Origin of the sequence: Herbidospora yilanensis (assembly GCF_001570565.1) — a bacterium.
Taxonomy (GTDB): domain Bacteria; phylum Actinomycetota; class Actinomycetes; order Streptosporangiales; family Streptosporangiaceae; genus Herbidospora; species Herbidospora yilanensis.
In genome coordinates this window covers 15,159-34,225 of sequence record NZ_BBXE01000025.1, presented here as the reverse complement: position 1 = coordinate 34,225, position 19,067 = coordinate 15,159, and the positions used below count along the sequence as shown (strand labels likewise).

Here is a 19,067-nt window from a genome sequence, read left to right as displayed (position 1 = left end):
ACGCACGTCAATGGCGACGCTTTTCGCGGCGCCCGGTTCACAAAGGACCAGGACTCTATCGGTAACGGATCGGCAACCGCCCGTGTTATCGGCGGGATTGCTGGGGTTCCTGTCAGGTTCCCTGGGGCTCGCCGGAGGTCTGGGCCGCCGGGGTCTCCGTGGGCACGGGGGTCGGCTCGTCCGTCTTCGGGGGCGTCGGCGTGGGCCGGGGCGGGTTGGTGGGGTCGGGCACGCCGCCACCGGGCGGGGAGTAGCCGTCGCCGCGCCAGCTGATCCGGCACGACGGGTTGCCGCCGGGCGAGGTGATCGCGATCGTGGTGCCGCCGGCCGACTTCGGGTCGACGATCGAGATCGTCATGCGCCCGCTCGCGCCCTTCTTCAGCACCCCCCGTGCCGGGGCGATCGACACGTTGTCGCCCGCGCGGGCGCTCCAGGCGATTGGAGCGTTCCTGGCGGTGAGGTAGAGCACCCCGCCGGTGGACTCGCCGAGGTCGCCGGGGCAGGTCATCGACAACGCGGCCCTGGCGGCGGCCGGCCGCTTGGTCGGCTTGGGCGTCTTCGCCGGCGTGCGGGTCGGCCGGGGCCGCGCCGACGGCTGCCCGGCCGCTGTGGGGACCGGCGCGGGAGCCTGCGTGGACGAGGTCTGTTCGGCCTCCACCGGCGTCGGGTCGGCCGGAGGGGTCTCCTCCTCCACCGGGGGTGCGGTGTCCTCCTCGGTGACCTCGTACTGGGGGGCCCGGACGGTGTCGTCCGTGGGCTGCGGCATGGCCTCGACGCGGGTGGGCGCGCCCGCGCCGGCGCCGTTCACCCAGAACACCCCGCCCCCCGCGATCAGGGCCACGCCGAGAGCGGCCACGGCGGGCGTCGCGCGCCGGGACTTCTTCTTCCCCGCCGCCCGCCGTGACACGCCCCCCGCCCGGCGGCCCCGCTTCACCCGGGGCCGCCGCTCGACCGGCACGGGGAATCCGTTCCGGTCGAAGTGATCCCCGTCCCGCACGATGAGGATCTTCGTTTCGTCTCGTTCGGGGTGTGCGCACGTGTCCACGACCCGGCGCCGCAGCGACAGCGGCGGGAACGCCACCGGCACCATCTCCAGCAGCTTCGGCGCCGAGACGTGCCGCTGCCTGCCCTCGACGCAGACCTCGCAGCCCGCGATGTGGCGGCTCAGCCGCCGGCGCAGCAGCGTGCTCAGCGGGCCGTCCCAGGAGTCGACCATCGCCGACAGGTCGGGGCAGTGGGCCCGGCCGGTCCGGGCCAGTACCACCGCCGCGGCCGAGTTCTCCAGGTGGTCGCGGGCCCGCTCCAGCCGCGTCGCCGCCTGGCGGGAGGTCAGCCCCAGCACGGCGCCCGCCTCGGCCGGGGTCAGGTCATGACGCAGGGAGAGCTCCAGCACCTCCCGCTCGGGCCCGCTCAGCTCGCCCAGCGCCTCGTGGACCAGCATGGTCATCTCGGGGTCGGGGCTGTCGGCGAGGTCGATCGGCGCCGTCGCGGCGCCGGGCGTCCGGGACGCGCACTGGAAGCGCACCAGGGCGTAGAGCCACGCCCGCAACCGCTGGGTCTCGGTCAACCGGCCCACCGAGGCGACCGCGAGCACGAGGGCGTCGTGCACGGCACCGGCGGCCAGGTCGAGGTCGCGCAGCCGGCTGAACGCGTAGTCGTTCAGCCGGTCGGCGTACGCGTCGTACAGGCTGGCTGGTGCGTGCGCGTCGTCGCGTCTGAGCGCGTCGAGCAGACGGTTGTCGTCGGCTCGCCCGACGGTCGGCCATCCGGGCAACGGATTCCTCCCCGAGAACAGGACCTCCCGGTCCCCACACGAGAAGGACGCCCCTTTCCGACGCCGCGTTTACTGTCCTCAAGGCCATGCTCAAGTGGCATGACCTGGGAAGACAGCGACTCCTGTGACTCGGGTGAAGATGATTTGGCGCTGGGGCGATTGAGGGCGTGCCGGGGGCGGGTGGTGCCCTGGAGGGGGAGACGGGTGCGGATCTCCGGCTTCCCCCGATCGGGTGGTGGCGCTATTTGGCGCTGGGGCAGTTGGGGGCGCACAGGCGGCGGGCGATGCCCTGGAGGAAGATGTTTCGGATCTCCAGCACCGTCTCGGGGAAGTACGCCTGGCCGCCGGTGGCCTTGGCGATGTTCTGCATCTGGGCCCGGTTCGCGTCGCCCTCGGTGTTGAACGAGATGATCAGGATCGAGACCGGCTTCGCGGGGTCGAAGGACTCCTTCAGCCGCTTCAGGATGCCCGCGTTGGTGATGCCGCCGCTCGGGTCGTCGTTGCCGACGCCGTCGGTGAACAGCAGGATCGTGTTGATCTTGTCGGCCTCGTACTCGTCGGTCATCTTCCGGTACGCCGCCCACAACGAGTCGTTGAGGCCGGTGTTCCCCGTGGGGATCGCCTTGATCTGGCTCATCTGCCGGGCGATCACCTCGCGCCGGGTCACCCCGTCGATCTGCTGGGCGAGCGGCCCGACCGGGACCGTCTCCTTCCAGTCGACCTTGTCGCCGTTGAGGTTGTCGGAGAAGATCCAGGTCCCGATCTCGGTCTTGTCCGGGAACAGCTTCAGGCCCTCGGTGCTGACCTGCGAGATGGCCTGCATGCGGGTGATGCCGGAGGAGTCGGCGGGCAGCGCCATCGTGCCGGAGACGTCCAGGAGCGACAGCAACTTGGTGCCCAGGCCGACGCGCTTCCACGACTGCGCGAGCGTGGTGACGGTCTTGGCGTCGGGGATCGGCAGGGCCGTGGGGGCCTCGGCCCGCATCCCGGTCTCGGGGGTCAGGACGGTGCCCTGGCCCTCGGGGGTGCGGAAGCCGTGGCCCTGGATGGTCTTGCGGGAGGCGGTGGAGCCGAGTTCGGTGGTGAACAACTTGGCGGCCTGCGCGCTCTCGGGGTCCTTCGCCGTGGTGATGATCGGGTAGTCGAGGTTGACGGTGCCCTCGGCCGGATAGAGCGCCACGGCCGCGTTCTTGTTCTCCTTGTTGAACGCCCACACCGACTGCTCGGAGGTCACGCCGATCGGCACCCGGCTGGCGGTCTTCGACAGCGTCGCGAACAGGTTGTCGGGCGAGGTCACCTTCGACTCGGAGAGTTGCCGCAGCACGCCGACCAGCAGTTCCTCGGACCCTTCGTCGCCGCTCTGCCGCAGGATGCCGGCCCCGGCCAGCAGCGCGCCGAGTCCGGCGGCGTTCTTGGCGGGGTCGAGCACGACCACGCGGACCTTGCTCGCGAGCCCGTCGGGGTTGGCGGCGTTGGCGGCCGTCATCATGCCGGTCCAGCTCGGCTCCAGCGACTCGGCCAGCTTGGCGGCGGCGGCCTTCGGCGCGGCCAGCACGATCGGCGAGGTGGCCAGGCTGGCGCTCACCTTGGGCGCCGACTTGGCGGGCATCTGCGACAACCACAACGAGGAGTCGGGGATCCAGAGGTCGGGCGCGGAGCTGGCGCCGCCGGTCCCGGCCAGCGCGGCGGCGACCCCGTCGGAGTCGGCCCCCTTGACGGCCACGTCGATGCAACTGCCGTCGACGGTCTTCTCGGCCTTCACGAACCGCCCGGCGATCTCGCTCACGGCCGGTTCGATGTCCTTGGCCACGGCCACGAACAGGGACACCTTCTCACCGGAGCACCCGGCCGTGTCCTTGTTCACCACGACGTACGCGGCCACGCCCAGCAGTACCGCGAGGGCCACGGCCCCCGCCAGCGGGACGAGCACCTTGCCCGGCCCGGCCGACTTACGCCGGGAAGGGGGCTGCTCGTACGCGGGGTAGCCGCCCTCGATCTCGTCAGTGCGGTGACGTCCCACGATGGCCTCTTCGTCAGTCGTTGCTCTCCCCGCCAGGCATATAGGGAGATTCTCCGTAATGCTTACGGAACCATAGTGGCAACCCTTAGACCGGCAAAACGGTCCTTTTACTGCGATGATGGGCATCGCGATACATCTTGACATGGCGATCTCGCGATGTATCGTGTTCGTACATTCAGGCGAATCTGCACCCGGGGGCTGGGGATGCGTGACGGAGATCTCCTCCTGCTGGAGTTCAACCGCCCCGGCCTGCCGCCCTCGGCCAGAGAGGCGATGCGGGCCGTTCCGGGGCTGCGCGCCGTCCATCTGACGGGCCGCCACGGCCGGGTCTGGACGGTCCCGGGCGGCGCCTCGGAAGTGATCGTCGCCCTCCGCGACGCCGGCATGGACGTCGCCGTGTTGTCGCTTCAGTGGTCGCAGACGTGCCCGCGCCAGGCCCTGGCGCCCTCGAAGACGGCGATCCCCGCGAGCGAGAGCGCCACCAGCGGGTCGGCCCACCACCAGCCGATCGAGGCCGCCGCGAACCCGGCGAGCACCCCGGCCGCGGTCAACCCGCAGAGCACGTTCTGGGTGCCCTCCCCGGTCGTTGCCGCCGAGGCCAGGCGGGCCCCGACCCGCCGCTTGGCCCACCCGAGAACCGGCATGCTGACCAGGCTGATCGTGGTGACCAGAACGCCGAGCACGGTCGGCGCGGCCCGGTGACCCTGCTCCAGGTCGTGGAGCACGTGCAGCACGAGATAGGGCGCCAGCAGCCAGAAGCTCACCGCGACCGCGCGGGTCGCCCGGAACTCGGCGATCGGCGACGCCAGCCGCGCGCCGGTGAAGCGCCACAACACGATGAGGCTGGCCAGCGCCTCGACCAGGGCCGCGAGACCCCAGCCGAGCAGGGCGGCCGAGTCGGCGGCCCAGCCGGCGTAGACGCCCACCAGGGATTCGGCGCCGAGCCAGCCGAGGGTCGCCACCGACAGCAGACGCGCGCGGCGGGCGTCCCTCAGCCAGCTTTCGGCCACGACAACGGCCGGGCGCGTGAGCGTCCGCTGGTCAGGCACCTTGACCCCCGATCACCCTCGCGCCGCCGGATACAGCGCTGAGTACTTTATCGGCCGCCTTCCGTCACATCTGTTTGCCGTTGCCAAGGGGTGGCAAGGGTAGGCTTGCGTGATGGTCATCGAGCTCCACGACCCGGCTGACCCGCGCTTGACCGACTTCACCCACTTGCGTGACGTGGAGCTCCGCAAGAGCCTGGAGGCCGAACACGGCCTGTTCCTGGCCGAAGGCGAGAAGGTCATCCGCCGCGCCCTCCAGACCGGCCACCCCGCGCGGGCCTTCCTGACCACCCCGAAGTGGCTCACCCACCTGGCCGACGTGCTCGACGACCAGGTCGTGTACGTCGTGAGCGACGCCCTCATGGAGCAGGTGACCGGCTTCCCGGTCCACCGGGGCGCGCTGGCCTCGTTCGAACGCCTGGAGCTGCCCGCGGTCGCCACGCTGGCCCGGCGGTCGAACCGGATCATCGTCCTGGAAGACCTGGTCGACCACGCCAACGTCGGCGCGATCTTCCGGTCGGCGGCGGCGCTCGGCGTCGATGCCGTGGTCCTGTCGCCCCGCTGCGCCGACCCCCTCTACCGCCGGGCGATCAAGGTCTCGATGGGCGCCGTCTTCGCCATCCCGTGGGCCCGCATGGACGACTGGCACGGCGGCCTGGCCGCCCTCGACGGCTACGACACCCTGGCGCTCACCCCCGACGCCTCGGCCGTGCCGATCGACGAGGTCACGCTGGGCGACAAGGCCGCGCTGCTGCTCGGCTCCGAAGGCGACGGCCTGTCGTCGCGCTGGCTCGGCCAGGCGACCGAGCGGGTCCGCATCCCGATGAGCCCCGCCGCCCTGAAGAACGGCGTCGACTCCCTCAACGTCGTGGCCGCCGCCGCTATCGCCTGTCACTCACTCGTTCGGCCCAGCTCAGCAGGTTCCGCGCCGTCGTGAACCGCCGCAGGTCGCCCGTGTCGCCCAGGATCACCCCGAGATAGGTGCGGCCGTCCCGCCGTGCCGCGAACGCCAGGCAGTAGCCGGCCGCTCGGGTGAAGCCCGTCTTCAGCCCGATGACGCCGGGCGTGGTGCCGAGCAGCTTGTTGGTGTTCGTCCAGGTGTGCCCGGAGGCCCGCACGACCCGGGTACGCGCGATCTGCGCCAGCACCCGGTCCTTCAGCACCACCCGGGTCAGCTCCAGCTGGTCGCGGGCGGTCGAGTACTGCCCCGCCGCCGGCAGCCCGTCGGCGTTCACGAACCGGGTGTCGTCGAGATGGAGGGCGCGGGCCGCGGCGTTCATCCTGGCCACGAACCGCCGCTTGCCGGGCCCGTAGGCGCGCGCCAGCGCGTTCGACGCGTCGGCGGCCGAGGGCAGCAGCAGCGCGTAGAGGAGCTGCCGGACCGTCAGCCGCTCCCCGGCCCGCAGCCCCGCATGGGTGGCGCCGGTGGAGCGGGCGTGGTTCACGTCGGCGGCGGTGATCGTCACCAGGTCGTCGAGATCGGCCTGCCGCCGCACGACGTAGGCCGTCATCACCTTCGTGAGGCTGGCGACCGGCACCCGCCGGTCCTCGTGTTTGGCGTACGGGACCGTTCCCGACGTGAGATCCACGACGTAGACCTCGCTCGCGGTCACCCGAGGGTCGGCGTGGGCGGGGGCCGAGAGGACGATCGCCCAGGTGAGGGCGGCACTGACGAGAACGACGGCACGCATGCCCGCATGATCGCACGGGTAGGCATGCGACGGCCGGACGGCATTCGGGGGGAAGACATGGCGAGCAGATTCGTCATCAGCAGGGACGCGGCGGGGGCCTACCGGTTCCGGCTCGTCATGGGCAACGGGCAGACGATCGCGGTCAGCGAGGCCTTCACCAGCCGCGCGGCCTGCGTGAACGGCATCGAGTCGGTACGCCGCACCGCGCCCGAGGCGGCACTCGACGACTCGGAGCTCTAGCCCGCTTGTGACGCCGCCGCGGTGTCGCGGCCGCGGCGGCGCCACACGACGTACAGAACCAGAAGGGCCAGCACCACGACGGCGAGCACGACCGCGATGACCGGCGAGTCGGCGGCCAGCCCGAGCCAGGCCCAGATGACCGAATAGAGCCCGAACCAGACCAGCGGCGCCCAGGTCAGGCAGCCCAGCGCGCTGGCCACCAGATACCAGCGGTAGTTGATCCGCAGCACCCCGGCCACCCAGGGCAGCGTGTGCCGCAGGCCCGGCACGAAGAAACACCCGTAGACGGCGAGCGCCCCCCATTTGCGGACGACGTTCTCGACCTTGATGATGCGCTCTTGCCCGATCCTGCGCCCGAGGCGCGACTCGTAGACGGCGTCGCCGACCTTGTGCCCCACCCAGTAGTAGACCTGGAAGGCCCCGAAGAGCGCGACCGTGAGGATCGCGCCGACGAGCCAGTAGGGCAGCCCGAACAACGGGTCCCCGAACTCCACCGTGTGCCGCCTCTTCCCAGGAATTAGGACAGCCTTACCTTAAGCGACCCATCGTGGACCGCGCCAGGCGCCACTCGCCCTGCAAGCGGACGGCAACCACCACTCAACCATGGCGTTCTACAAAAAAGGCATGAAATCCCGCAGCCTCGCTCCGGTCGTCGTGAGCGGCGGCGGAACCGCGCTGCGGCTCCTCGTCGCCACCCTCGCCGTCGCCGCCGCCTACCTGACCGGAACCGCCGTCACCGACGAACCGGCCCGTTCCGTCACCCTGTCGTCGGCCCAGTCGATCCCCGCCGAGAACACGCTCGCCGCCCCCCTGGCGGCCGGGCTGACCGTGGGCGAACTGCCCGACTGCTCCTACCGCGTCCGCGGCGCGGTCGACTCGGGCGCCGTCTCCTACGAGTGGACGCTCCAGCGCTACAGCCCTTCCGCGAGGGCCTGGCAGGACTACCTGTCGAGCGCCGGCGGCTTCGACGGCGCCGCCCGCACCGTCGACTGGCGCGTGCGCGTCCCCGGCAACCCCGGCCTCTACCGGGCGGTCCTGGACGTGGCGGACAACCGGACCATAAGCGAGAAGTTCCAGGTCAACTGCTGATTCATGGGTCGGGATCTCCCTGGCGGGAGGCAGGGTGGTTCGGGTCAGGACGACTCCGAGACCGGGAGCCACCCATGTCCCACCACCTCGACTCGCCCCTCGCCCGCCAGGACCCACGTCTGGACGTCTGCGACCTCTACGTCTTCCGCGGCGAACGCGGCACCGTCCTCGCCGCCGACCACAGCCACTCCTTCGCCGGTCCCGACGCGCCGAAGGGCCTCCACCCCGAGGGCCGCTACGAATTCAAGATCGACGGCAACGGCGACGCCGTCGAGGACGTGACCTTCCGTTTCACCTTCGGCGAGCGCGACGCCGAGGGCGGCCAGACCTTCCGCCTCCACCACGTGAGCTCCGGCGCGGAGAAACTCATCGCCGAGGGCCGCCTGGGCGAGACGAAGGAACTCGACTGCGGCGGCCGGGTCTGGATCGGCCAGGCCGGCGACTCGTTCTGGATCGAACCCGACGTCCTGCACGCCGTCGGCCAGGCCTTCCAGCACGGCACCACCGTCGACCTGACCGGCTGGAACCCCGACAAGGCGGGCAACCTCTTCGCCGGCCACACGGTCTACTCGATCGTGCTGGAACTCCCGGACGACGAACTGCGCCCCATCGCGGGCCCCGACGGCCGCATCGGCGTCTGGGTCCAGACCAGCCTCGCCACCGACAGCGGCGGCTGGCACCCGATCAACCGCTGTGGCCTGCCGATGATCCACCCCCTGTTCACCCAGTACGACGAGGACCTGGGCGACCGCCTCAACACCAACGACCCCGCCGACGACATCCGCCTCCACGGAGACCTGATCCGCTCGAAGGTGGCCGGAGTCGTCCGCGCCTACGGCACCGCCGCCGACCCGGAGGCCTACGCGCGGACGGTCATGGAACGCATGCTCCCGAACATGCTGCCCTACCGGATCGGCACCAAGGCCGCCTTCACCTTCGCGGGCTGGAACGGCCGCGCCCTGACCGACAACGCCCCGGACGTGATGTTCTCCTTCGCGGCGAACACCCCGGTGACCCTGGGGATCGGGCGCGAATCGGTCACGTCGAAGCCGAGGGACGAGTTCCCGTACGTGCCGACGGTCGAGCACGACTGATCTTCACGCGTCCCAGAGGCCGCCTGGCTGGCCATTGGCATCCTTCGAAGACATCTTCGCGATCTGCGAATGGACGACCGGTGTCAGGCGCGGTCGAGGGCGATCTCCGCTTCGTCCACCCATCTCTGCACGCCGACCCGCCGCGCCACCGCCAGCGCCTTCTCGTAGTGGGACCGGGCGTCGGGGTGGCCGAGCTTCACGGCCAGGTCGCCCAGGGTGCGGGCGACCGGCCACAGGGCCACCACGCCCGTTCCGGCCCCGGCGATGCGGTCGTGGAAGGGGCGGAGGGCGGTGTAGGCCTCGTTCATGCGGTCGGCGTCGTCGAGCCGCAGGCCCGCCAGAGCGCGCCAGGTCATCGCCAGTTCGTAGAGGAAGTCGCCGCGGACCGGCTCTCTGGTCACGGCCACCGCGCGGGCGTCGCGCAGGTGGCCCGCCTCGGCCAGGGCGACGGCGTAGGCGTCGAGCGTCCACTTCGCGCCTCGGGTGTGCGCCTCGCCGAGGGCGTCGGCCATCTCGTCGGCCTTGCCCTGCACCAGGTGGAGGCAGAAGGTCGCGATCAGCGGCAGGTCCTGGCGGCCCTCCAGCATGCCGGCGCGGGCCGTCAGGCGGGCCGCGTTGCGGTAGGCCGTCTCGGCGCCGGCGTAGTCGCCGGAGATCATGAGGCGCTGGCCGGCGTACCAGGCGCCGACGGCCGCGGGGGCGGCCAGGCCGTATTGGCGGCCGAGCTGGTCGGCGCGGGCGAGCTGGCGGTCGGCCTCGGCGAAGTCGCCTCGGGCCGCCGCGCATTCGAGCAGCACCAGGTGGGCGAGGGTCTGCACGGAGATCTGGCCCGACTCGGCGCCGACGCGGAGCAGTTCGCGGCCGATGTCTTCGCGCTCGTCGACCTGGGCCAGCGTGTAGGACTGCCGCAGCCGGCCGCTCAGCGCCATCGCCAGCAGGTTGGGGTCGCCGCTGGCGCGGGCCAGCTCCTCGGCCTCCAGTGACGCCTGCTCGCCGCGCGGGGTGGCCGAGCCTTCGAGCTCCAGGGCCAGGGTGGCCAGCAGGCTGGCGCGCAGCGAGTGTTCGCTGGGCGGCAGCTCCAGCAGCGCCTTCTCGGTGACGTCGACGATCTCCCACGCCGTGCGGGTGAAGTCGCGGGCGATGCCCTTGTGGGGGACGGCCAGGGCCGCCGCCACCCGGGCGGTCAGTTCGAGGTCGCCGAGTGGCAGCGCCACGTCCATCGCGTCGCGCCGGTGGGCGCGGGCGGCGGTCATGTCTCCGGCCAGGGCCAGCGCGTGGATGGTGCGGACCTGGAGTTCGAGCCGGTCCTTTCCTGGACGCCCGCCCGCCCGGTCGTAGGCGTTGATCGCGCGTTCCCACTGCGAGGCGGCCTCGCGGTAGGCGTAGCGGCGTTCGGCCTGCTCGCCGGCGAGGCCCGCGTAGCGGACCGCCTTGGCGGCCGTGTCGGCGGTGCCGGCCAGGTCGTAGTGGTGGGCCAGGGCCGCCACGTCACCAGGGGTGCGTGACTCGATGACCGAGGCGACCGCCGCGTGGAGGCGCGAGCGGCGCAGCCGGGAGGCGTCGGAGTAGAGGGTGTCGCGCACCATCTCGTGGTCGAAGCGCAGCCGCCCGGCCCTCGGTTCGGTGACCAGGCCGGCCAGCAGCGCGGCCTCGACCGCGTCGACGACCGAGTCTTCTTCGCCGGAGATGTCGACCAGCACGTCGACGTCGACGTCGCGGCCGATCACGGCGGCCTGGAGCAGGATCTGCTGGGCCTTCTCGGGCAGGCGCGCGATGCGGCGGCGGAGCACGTCGCGTACACCCGAGGGCACCTGGGAGATGTCGGCCTCCGCCTCGAAGAGGCGGACCGTCTCCTTCACGTAGAACGGGTTGCCGCCGGTGCGCTCGACGATCGCGGCCACGACGTCGTGGTCGATCTCGCCGCGCACGAACGTCGCCCGCACGAGCTCGGCGGTCTGCGCCGGGTCGAGGCCGTCGAGCTCGACCCGGACCGGGCCGAGGCGGGCCAGGGCGGCCAGCACGTCTTGCTGCGGGTCGCTGAGCTCGCCCTCGCGGCAGGTCACCACGAGCAGCACCCGGCTGGCGGCCAGCAGGCTCGGCAGCGCGCGCAGCAGCGCGAGGGTCTGGTCGTCGGCCCAGTGGAGGTCTTCGAGGGTGATCAGCAGCGGCGCCTCGCGGGCCACGCCCGACAGGAACCCGCCCACCGCCCGGTGGAGCCGGAAGCCGCCGGAGGCGTCGTCGTCGTTGGGGACCGGCGCGTGGTCGTCGAGCAGCGGCGCGAGCAGCGCGCCGTACTCCCCGGCGCCGCGCCGGGCGATCAGCGCCCGCAGCACCTCGACCCAGGCCCAGCCGGGCGGGGTGGCCGCGCTGTCGGGGCAGCCGCCTCCGGCGATGATCCAGCCCTGCCCTTCGAGGCGGCCGGAGAGCTGGCGCAGCAGTGTGGTCTTGCCCGAGCCGGGGTCGCCGGTGACCATCGCGATGGCGAGGCGGCCCGACTTGGCGTGGGGAGCGGCGGCCAGCAGCGAGGTCAGCTCGGAGTCGCGGCCGACGAACGGCTCGGGCTCCAGCGGCGGCAGCGGGCTCACTTCGAGCGGGCGCGGCGGCCAGGTCGGGGTGGTCTCGGCCCGGCGCGGCAGCGGGGTCAGGTCGAGCCCCGGGTCCTGCGACAGGATGTCGCTCTCCAACTTGCGCAGGGCCGGGCCGGGGTCGATGCCGAGTTCGTCGTCGAGGATGGTGCGGGCCCGGCGCAGCGCGGCCAGCGCGTCGCCCTGCCGCCCGCAGCGGTAGAGGCCGAGCGACAGCAGCCGCCAGCCCTCCTCGCGCAGCGGGTGTTCGGTGGTGAGCGCTTCGAGGTCGGGCACGGTCTCGGCGTGGAGCCCGAGGCGCAGCCCCGCGTCGGCGTGGCGCTCCCGCGCCACCAGCCGCAGCTCGCTGAGGCGGGTCACCTCGGCCTCGGCCCAGGGCTGGTCCTGGAAGTCGCTGTACGGCGTGCCCTGCCACAACCCCAGAGCCGATTCGAGCCGCGCCCTGGCCGTCTGCGGGTTGTCGTCGAGCCGCTCACCGGCGGCCCGCACGGTCGCCTCGAACCGGAGGGCGTCGATCTGCTCCGGCGCGGCCCGCAGGGCGTAGCCGGAGGCGACGGTGACCAGCAGCCGGTTGGGCCCGCCACGGGGACGGTTGGGCTCCAGCACCCGCCGCAGCCGGGAGATGTACACCTGGAGGCCCGACTGCGCGCCCTTGGCGGCGTCGTCGGACCACAGGTCGAAGAGGAGGGTGTCGACGGGTACGACCTGGCCCCGGGCGACCAGAAGCCGCGCCAGGACGGCCCGCTGGCGGAGGCCGCCGAGATCGAGCTCGTTCTCGCCGTCGTACGCTTCGACCGGACCAAGGACCCGGAAGACCACCGTGCTCATGTCAGCCGCCACGCTATGCGCGCCGCCAAACGGTACACAAGACGTTCACCGGTCATCCTCACTTCGGGGAGAGTGAGGTCAATTGTCGCGCAAGATCATGATGCTTTCTCGCGGGTGACCGGTTCGCATTCCCGCCTCCCGTCGCGCCTGCGCAGAAGTGCCCAGCCCCCGAGTGCCAGCCCGCCCCACGGGATCTCGATCGTGTACGTCCAGAATCCGAACAGGATGGCCGCCGCGGTGGCCTGTGTCTCGCCCGCGCCGAACCCGATCAGCGCGAGCGCGGTGCCGGCCTCCATGAACCCCGCGCCGCTGGGCGTGGCCAGGGCGCTCGTCAGCACCCGCGACAACGCGAACACCGCGATCGACTGGGCCGTGCCGACCCAGGAACCGGTCCCGACCATGCAGAGCGCCAGGATGAACCACTGGAAGCCGAGGAAGAACACCATCCCGAGCGACATCTTGAGCCAGCCCGACCGGACCACTCCGGCCATGTCGTCGCGCAGTTTGTGGATGGCGTCGGAGGCCCACCGCTCGGCCGGCCGGATCTTCCGGGGCGACAGCGCCACGAGGCGGTCGGCGCCGTGCCCGATGACGCGGGCCCCCCGCTCCCAGAACAGCGCCGCCCCGACGACCACCACGAGCGCGAGCAGCGACCCGGAGGCGGCCCATCCGGCCTTGGTGACCGTGGGTGAGAGCGCCGTCCCCGACAGCAGGAGGGCGAGGATGCCCACCGCGGGCAGCAGGAATCGGAAGATCATGTTCCAGACCCCGCTGACCAGCGTCGAGGCGACGATGGCCCCCACGGGGAACCCCCACCCCTTGGTCATCGCCATCGTCAGCGCCACTCCGGCGGCGCCGCCGAACGGCAGCAGGTTGCTGACCGCGCTCCCGGCGGCGTTCAGGGTGAGGGCCTGCGTGTGCCCAAGACCGGGCAGCGACCCGGTGAGCACGAAGGTGTAGGCGAGCAGGCTGGCCAGCCACACCGCGGTCATCAGCGCGGCCATCTGCCACGAGACCGCCGCGAACAGCCCGCCGATCTGGCCCCACGACATCGTCGCGCCCGTGAGCGACCCGATGATCGAGGGCAGGTAGACGATCAGCCCCGCGGCCAGGGCCAGCGACGCGACCGACATGGCGACCCGCACCCACCTGTTCATGCGCCCAGTCTGCCGGGCACCCGGACCGCTTCGCTCCTCCTCTGGGACGAGAATCAGTCGTCGAAGGGATGGGTCATCTTCGTGCCGGGGGGCAGGTCGCGGCGGACGTACCACTCGGTGCCGAAGACGTAGCGGTAGACCGGGGCCGGGATCTTCAGCAGGGCGGCCAGGGTGCGGTCGCCGTCGCCGCCGCTGGCCTGGGTGGCGTGGGCGGCCATCGACTGGCGTTTCACCGACGTCCACTTCCGGACGTTGACCCGGTGGGTGATGTCGGCCGAGGCCGAGTAGGCGGTCTCGAAGGAGCGGATGTCGAGCTGGGGGTAGAACCTCGCGGCCAGCCGCACGCCCTTCAGCAGGGGGTCGCGGTTGACGGTGGCCTCCAGGAGGATCGGCGGGATCGCGGCCAGTTTCGCCGCCCGGGTGCCGACCCGGTAGACCTGCACGTGGTCGGGGTGGCCGTAGCCGCCCGAGGGGTCGTAGATGGTCAGGAGTTCGGCCTTCTCCTCGTCGAGGATCGCGGCCAGGCGGGTGGCGGCCTCTTCGATGTCGGCGTCCATGAAGGCGTCGGCGGGGCGGTCTTCGGCGCCGCCGCCGGCCTCCAGGCCCGAGTCGGCGTAGCCGAGGCGCACCACGCGGGCGCAGCCGAGCCGGGCGGCCGAGTCGTAGAGCTCGTTCATGCGGGCCTCGCCGAGCTCGTCGCCGTGGGGTAGTTCGGCCAGGCCGTGTTCGCCCGCCGTGGCCACCACCAGGACCACGCGGTGGCCCTCGGCTGCGAGCATCGCCATCGTCCCGGCCGTCAGCAGCGCCTCGTCGTCGGGATGGGCGTGAAAGAACACCGCTGTCTTCACCCGACACATGATCCCACCCTCCGATCGTGCGTTTGAGCCGGGTCCGGACCTCTGTCAGGCTGATCGGGTGCGCATCCTTCACGTGAGCGACTGCTACCTGCCCCGGCTGGGCGGCATCGAGGTGCAGGTCGCCGACCTGATCAGGAGCCAGCGCGAGGCCGGGCACGACGTCGAGGTGGTCACCGCGACGCCGGGGGAGCCGCTGCCGGGGGTCCACCGGGTGACCGCGCGCATGCCGTTCGACCTGCCGGTCCACCCGCGCGGCACGGGTCATCTGATCCGGATCATGACGCGGCGGAACCCCGACGTCGTCCACGTCCACACGGGCGCGGTGTCGCCGTTCGCGTGGATGGGGGTGCAGGCCGCCCACCGGGTGAGGCTGCCGACGGTCGTGACCGTCCACAGCATGTGGGATCCGGTCACCGCGAACCTCTACCGCGTGCTCAAGACCTCCGGATGGCACGACTGGGGTCTCGTCGGCACGGCCGTCTCGGAGGCCGCCGCCCGGCACATCCGGCGCGTGGCGGGCATGAAGACGCCGGTCCACGTCGTCTCCAACGGGCTCGACCTGTCGGGCTGGCGGCCCGACGGCCCGGCCCGCACTCCTTCCGACGAGGTCCACGTGGTCGCCGTCGGCAGGCTGGCGCCGCGCAAGCAGCCCGTACGACTCCTGAAGCTCCTGGAGGCCGCCAAGGCCAGAACCCCGCGCCATGTCACCCTGCGGGCCACGATCGTGGGCGACGGCCCCGCACGGGGCCAGATGGAACGCCATCTGAGATCGAAGCGGATCGACTGGGTCGAGATGCCGGGCAGGTACACCCGGGACCAGATCAGGGAGCTGCTGGCGGAGGCCGACGTCTTCGTCGCCCCGGCGCCCCGGGAGTCGTTCGGTCTGGCCGCGCTGGAGGCGCGCGCGGCGGGCGTGCCGGTGGTGGCACGGTCGCAGAGCGGGGTGGCCGATTTCGTGAGCCCGGGCAAGGAAGGCCTGCTGGGGCGCACCTTCGACGAGCTGGCCGGTGCGGTGGCCCGGCTCGCGGGGGACCCTGCGCTACGAGGGGCGATCGCCGAGCACAATCGGTCGACGTCGCCGGTCAGATGCTCGTGGCCGGTGGTCCTCGAAGGATTCGAGCGCTGTTATGAACGGGCCGCCGACGCTTCGTCGGGCCGGCGGTAGGACGAGGGCCGGGTCAAAAAGGGAGGACCCGCCCCGACGGAGTGCGCAGGTCGATGGGCAGCGGCTGCCGGGGCGGACGGGGGCGCTGGACGATCTGGACCCTTTTCACAAGAGGCTCTCCTCTCTCGTATTGGTCTCAGCCTTCCCAGTAATACGTATTGATCACGCCAACCGGGTCACTTCGACCTTTACTTCTTGTCTTCCCGCAGGTGGTCCTTGGTAAATACCTTTCAAAGGGGGTACGTCAGCGTAGTCTCTCCCGCGCGCTACCACTACATGTGTTTCGCCTACTTTTGAGCGATTTGTCGGGTCGAGCGCGTTCCACTCGCCCGACCAGTACTCCACCCACGCGTGCGACTGCCCCGCGACGGGCTCGCCGATCACCGCGTCCGCCGCCGGATGGATGTAGCCGGAGACGTACCGGGCCGGCAACCCGGCCGCCCGCATCAGCGCGACGGTCAGGTGCGCCATGTCCTGGCAGACGCCCTTGCCGTGGTCCCAGGCCTCCTGGGCGCTGGTGAGCACCCCCGTGGCGCCGGGCACGTATTCGACCCGTTCGTGGACGGCCCACGCGATGGCCTCGGCGGTCTCGTGCGGGTCGCGGCCGTGCGTCTGGGCCAGCCCGACCTCGCCGCAGGTGATCGTGGTCCGCTCGGTGGGCCGCAGCAGCTCGGCGACCGGGCCGGTCACGTTCCTCAGCAGATCCCAGCTCAGCGGCTTGGCCAGCGGCCGGACCGGAGAGGTGTCGACCCGGGCCTCCGCCTCGATCGCGAGCGTCCGGTGGCCGCCCGTCACGTCGAAGACGCTGACCTGGGTGCCCCAGTAGTCGCGGTAGGTCCAGACCGGCGTCGTGGGCCGGATGACCAGGCTGTAGTCGAGCGTGGCCTGCCGGTGGTCGTCGACCGGGGTCATCCGGACCTCGTTGTACGACGACGCCGCCTCGCCGTCGTACTCCACGAACGTCGAGTGGCGGATCCTCACACGCCAGCCGGTTTCCACACCGCACCTCCCAGCGCCTGCACGCCCAGCTCCCAGCGCAGCGTCGAGGCGTGCTGGAAGAACCGTTCCGTCAACCCCTCCGAGGCGATCACGCACGCCGCCTGGAGGGTGATCAGCAGCTCGGGGAGCTGCTCTTCGAGGCCCGCCGTGTCGGCGTACTCCAGCGCCATCCGGACCCGCCCGACGGCCGCCCGCGCCGGGTCGCTCATGCCCGCCCTGCCCTGGTTGGGGCTGAGTTCGGCCAGGCACTGCTCGGCGGTGGTGAGGGCGTGCATGACCGAGCGGGGGAAGAGCCGGTCGAGCAGGAGGAACTCCAGCACCCGCTTCGCGTCGCCCCGATGGGTCCGGGTGAACGACTCGTCGGCCCCGCACGCCTCCAGCAGCGCCTTCCAGCCGGTCGACTCCGACGGCGGCGCGAACTCGCTGGGCAGCACCTCGGCGTGCACGGCCAGCAGGCGGGCGGTCATGTCGACCCGCTCCAGGCTGCGGCCGAGCACGATGAACAACCAGCCGTCGTCGCGGCTCATGGTCGCATCGGTGAGGCCGGAGAACAGGGCGGCGCGCTCGCGGACGTACCGGAGGTAGCCGTGCGGGCCGAGCCGTTCGGCCCCGATCTGGCGGATCGGCAGTTCGTTCCAGGTGACGTTGAGGCACTCCCAGACCTCGCTGGAGATGATCTCCCGCACCCCGCGCGCGTTCTCCCGGGCCGCCCGGACGCACCCGGCGATCGAGCTCGGCGTGGCCGAGTCGTAGGCCAGGCGCTGGATCATCGTCTCGGTCGTGGGGTTGTCGCCGCCCTCGTGGCCGAGGATGGCCAGCACCGTCGACCAGTCCTCGTCGTCGCCGAGGGTGCGGTGCAGCGACACGTCGAGCAGGCGGGCGATGTCGTCGGAACGCTCGACGTACCGGCCGATCCAGTAGAGGGTCTCCGCGATGCGGCTCAGCAGCTCTCTCACTGTTCGTTCTCCCCGTCCCAGGCGGCGTTGCGGCTCGGTTGCCAGTGCGCCGGGGGCTGGTGGCCGCCGGTCACGACGTGCGGGATGCGCGGCCCCGGCTCCGACAACACCCAGGTGTCCTTGGAGCCTCCGCCCTGGCTGGAGTTGACGACCAGCTCGCCCTCGGGCAGCGCGACCCGGGTCAGGCCGCCCGGCAGCAGCCAGACGTCGTCGCCGTCGTTGACGGCGAACGGCCGCAGGTCGATGTGCCGGGGGCGGGGCAGGTCGCCGATGAGGGCCGGCGAGGTCGAGAGCGCGACGGGCCGCTGGGCGATCCACTTCCTCGGCTCCCTCTGCACGTTCTCCGCCAGCCCCCGGAGGGTCTCCTCACTCGCCCGGGGGCCGATGACGATGCCCTTGCCGCCGGCTCCGTCGACCGGTTTCAGCACCAGGTCGCCGACGTTGCCGAGCACCCATTCGAGGGTGTCGGCGTCCTCCAGCCGGTAGGTCTCCACGTTGGAGATCAGCGGCGTCTCGCCGAGGTAGTACTTCATCAGGTCCGGCACGTACGTGTAGAGCAGCTTGTCGTCGGCCACCCCGTTGCCGACCGCGTTGGCGATGGCGACCGTGCCGGCGCGGGCGGCGTTCAGCAGCCCCGGGCAGCCGAGGGTCGAGTCGGGCCGGAAGTGCAACGGGTCGAGGTAGTCGTCGTCGACCCGCCGGTAGATCACGTGGACCGGCCGCTTGCCGTGGGTGGTGACCATGTAGACCCGGTTGTTCTCGCAGATCAGGTCCCGTCCCTCGACGAGCTCGACGCCCATCAGCCGGGCGAGCAGGGCGTGCTCGAAGTAGGCGGCGTTGTAGACCCCGGGGGTCAGCACGACGACCGTCGGATCGTTGATCGCCGTCGGCGCGGCCCGCCGCAGGGCGGCCAGGAGCCGGGCCGGATATTCGTCGACCGCGCGCACCCGCTGCTCGGTGAACAGCGCCGGGAGCGTGCGCATCATCGCCAGCCGGTTCTCCAGGACGTAGCTGACGCCGCTCGGGGTTCGGACGTTGTCCTCCAGCACCCGGAAGGCGCCCATCTCGTCGCGGATGATGTCGATGCCCGCGATGTGGACGCGCACCCCGTTCGCCGGCCTGATCCCGTCGGCCATCCGGTGGAAGTGGGGGGAGCTGTGGAGGAGCGACCACGGGACGACGCCGTCGTGGAAGATCTGGCGGCCGCCGTACACGTCGGCGAGGAAGGCCTCCAGCGTGCGCACCCGCTGCCGGACCGCGCGGGCGATCAGGTCCCACTCGGCGGCGTCGATGACGCGGGGGATCAGATCGAGCGGGAAGGGGCGTTCCTCGCCCGCGTAGTCGAACGTCACCCCCCGGTCGGTGAACACCCGGGCCAGTTGGTCGGCCCGGAACCGGAGCTCGTCGGCCCCGAGGGGTTGCAGGGCCGCGAACAGCCCTTGATACGGCGGCCGGGGTGTGCCCGGCCGCTCGAACATCTCGTCCCATGCGTCGGCCAGGGCATATGAGTCGAATATGTCCGCCATGTCCGGAGCGTAGGAAACCGATGTTTCGCGCGATGCCGCC

The 19,067-nt window shown here is 71.7% G+C and carries 16 protein-coding genes; 5 read left to right on the top strand and 11 right to left on the bottom strand.

The features are described from left to right. Positions 1–112: 112 nt before the first annotated feature. The 3 genes from AW273_RS19635 to AW273_RS19625 form a co-directional block, all read right to left on the bottom strand. Positions 113–1,774: a sigma-70 family RNA polymerase sigma factor gene (locus AW273_RS19635; RefSeq protein WP_062349844.1), complete on the bottom strand. Its 1,662-nt coding sequence runs from the start codon at positions 1,772–1,774 to the stop codon at positions 113–115. 241 nt (positions 1,775–2,015) lie between these two features. After that, the gene (locus AW273_RS19630) at positions 2,016–3,794 is read right to left on the bottom strand and encodes a substrate-binding domain-containing protein (RefSeq protein ID WP_232327510.1); all 1,779 of its coding nucleotides are present in this window, start codon (positions 3,792–3,794) and stop codon (positions 2,016–2,018) included. A gap of 407 nt (positions 3,795–4,201) precedes the next feature. Next, positions 4,202–4,843: a cation diffusion facilitator family transporter gene (locus tag AW273_RS19625; RefSeq protein ID WP_062349842.1), complete on the bottom strand. Its 642-nt coding sequence runs from the start codon at positions 4,841–4,843 to the stop codon at positions 4,202–4,204. Between the two features lie 112 nt (positions 4,844–4,955). Here AW273_RS19625 and AW273_RS19620 point away from each other — a divergent pair, with 112 nt between their 5' ends. Beyond that, the gene (locus AW273_RS19620) at positions 4,956–5,777 is read left to right on the top strand and encodes a TrmH family RNA methyltransferase (RefSeq protein ID WP_062349840.1); all 822 of its coding nucleotides are present in this window, start codon (positions 4,956–4,958) and stop codon (positions 5,775–5,777) included. Here the strand turns inward: AW273_RS19620 and AW273_RS19615 are convergent. Further along, positions 5,722–6,531, bottom strand: a complete 810-nt coding sequence (locus tag AW273_RS19615; RefSeq protein ID WP_062349837.1) for a D-alanyl-D-alanine carboxypeptidase family protein — start codon at positions 6,529–6,531, stop codon at positions 5,722–5,724. The genes AW273_RS19620 and AW273_RS19615 overlap by 56 nt on opposite strands. Before the next feature lie 57 nt (positions 6,532–6,588). On the opposite strand from AW273_RS19615, the gene AW273_RS19610 reads away from it, so the two are divergent. Next, complete coding sequence (locus AW273_RS19610; protein ID WP_062349835.1) at positions 6,589–6,771, top strand: YegP family protein; 183 nt, start codon at positions 6,589–6,591, stop codon at positions 6,769–6,771. Here the strand turns inward: AW273_RS19610 and AW273_RS19605 are convergent. Next, positions 6,768–7,265 (bottom strand): DedA family protein, encoded by a 498-nt coding sequence (locus AW273_RS19605; RefSeq protein WP_232327509.1) that lies wholly within the window; start codon positions 7,263–7,265, stop codon positions 6,768–6,770. The genes AW273_RS19610 and AW273_RS19605 overlap by 4 nt on opposite strands. A 130-nt stretch (positions 7,266–7,395) precedes the next feature. Here AW273_RS19605 and AW273_RS19600 point away from each other — a divergent pair, with 130 nt between their 5' ends. Together AW273_RS19600 and AW273_RS19595 are read left to right on the top strand one after the other, a co-directional pair. Next, positions 7,396–7,860 (top strand): hypothetical protein, encoded by a 465-nt coding sequence (locus AW273_RS19600; protein ID WP_157555953.1) that lies wholly within the window; start codon positions 7,396–7,398, stop codon positions 7,858–7,860. Positions 7,861–7,934: 74 nt separating this feature from the next. Continuing rightward, entirely contained in the window at positions 7,935–8,954 is a 1,020-nt protein-coding gene (locus AW273_RS19595) for a DUF4331 family protein (protein WP_062349826.1), read from the top strand. An 83-nt stretch (positions 8,955–9,037) separates the two neighbouring features. Here AW273_RS19595 and AW273_RS19590 read toward each other — a convergent pair whose 3' ends face one another. The 3 genes from AW273_RS19590 to AW273_RS19580 form a co-directional block, all read right to left on the bottom strand. Further along, positions 9,038–12,367: an ATP-binding protein gene (locus AW273_RS19590; RefSeq protein WP_062349824.1), complete on the bottom strand. Its 3,330-nt coding sequence runs from the start codon at positions 12,365–12,367 to the stop codon at positions 9,038–9,040. A gap of 95 nt (positions 12,368–12,462) precedes the next feature. After that, on the bottom strand, positions 12,463–13,524 hold the full coding sequence (locus AW273_RS19585; protein WP_062349822.1) for a lysylphosphatidylglycerol synthase transmembrane domain-containing protein: 1,062 nt from the start codon (positions 13,522–13,524) through the stop codon (positions 12,463–12,465). 53 nt (positions 13,525–13,577) lie between these two features. Then, positions 13,578–14,372: a PIG-L family deacetylase gene (locus AW273_RS19580; RefSeq protein WP_232327508.1), complete on the bottom strand. Its 795-nt coding sequence runs from the start codon at positions 14,370–14,372 to the stop codon at positions 13,578–13,580. Positions 14,373–14,439: 67 nt separating this feature from the next. Here AW273_RS19580 and AW273_RS19575 point away from each other — a divergent pair, with 67 nt between their 5' ends. Further along, positions 14,440–15,546: a glycosyltransferase family 4 protein gene (locus AW273_RS19575; protein WP_062349817.1), complete on the top strand. Its 1,107-nt coding sequence runs from the start codon at positions 14,440–14,442 to the stop codon at positions 15,544–15,546. Positions 15,547–15,708: 162 nt separating this feature from the next. Here AW273_RS19575 and AW273_RS19570 read toward each other — a convergent pair whose 3' ends face one another. From AW273_RS19570 to AW273_RS19560, 3 genes are read right to left on the bottom strand one after another with little or no spacing between them, the layout of a single operon-like run. After that, a complete protein-coding gene (locus AW273_RS19570; RefSeq protein WP_232327507.1) occupies positions 15,709–16,527 on the bottom strand; it encodes a transglutaminase family protein in 819 nt (272 codons plus the stop codon). Continuing rightward, on the bottom strand, positions 16,524–17,501 hold the full coding sequence (locus AW273_RS19565) for an alpha-E domain-containing protein (protein ID WP_198168242.1): 978 nt from the start codon (positions 17,499–17,501) through the stop codon (positions 16,524–16,526). The genes AW273_RS19570 and AW273_RS19565 overlap by 4 nt, the downstream gene beginning before the upstream one ends. Further along, on the bottom strand, positions 17,498–19,027 hold the full coding sequence (locus tag AW273_RS19560) for a circularly permuted type 2 ATP-grasp protein (protein ID WP_157555949.1): 1,530 nt from the start codon (positions 19,025–19,027) through the stop codon (positions 17,498–17,500). Before AW273_RS19560 ends, AW273_RS19565 begins: the two co-directional genes overlap by 4 nt. Positions 19,028–19,067 lie beyond the last annotated feature (40 nt).